1 protein-coding gene is annotated in these 275 nt (G+C 48.0%); it reads right to left on the bottom strand.

The features are described from left to right. Positions 1 to 275, bottom strand: a 275-nt coding sequence (locus AC1EU5_RS16040) for a DUF7507 domain-containing protein (RefSeq protein ID WP_480193430.1), incomplete at both ends; no start/stop codon positions are given.

The raw sequence follows: 275 nt of genomic DNA, 5'->3' as shown, positions 1-275 counted from the left end.
CCCTGCCTGGATCGTATAGCTAAGTGTACCACTCTCACTGTCACCAGCGGCTAGTACTGCCAAGCCATCACCTGCTACATCACTTAAGATCACGGCACCTAAAATATCATCAACCACCCCTACACCTGTCAGCGTTGCTGTACCTGTATTGGTTACTGTAAAGGTATAGGTCACCACATCACCTACAGATACATCGCCAGATCCATCTGGGTCCGTAATCGTATTGCTCTTCACGATACCCATGCTCGGTGTCGCTACTACTATAGAATTCGTAT

Source organism: Maritimimonas sp. 2405UD52-3 (genome assembly GCF_056591715.1).
Note: the sequence above shows the minus strand (reverse complement) of the source record. Positions and strands in the feature narration are given on the sequence as shown.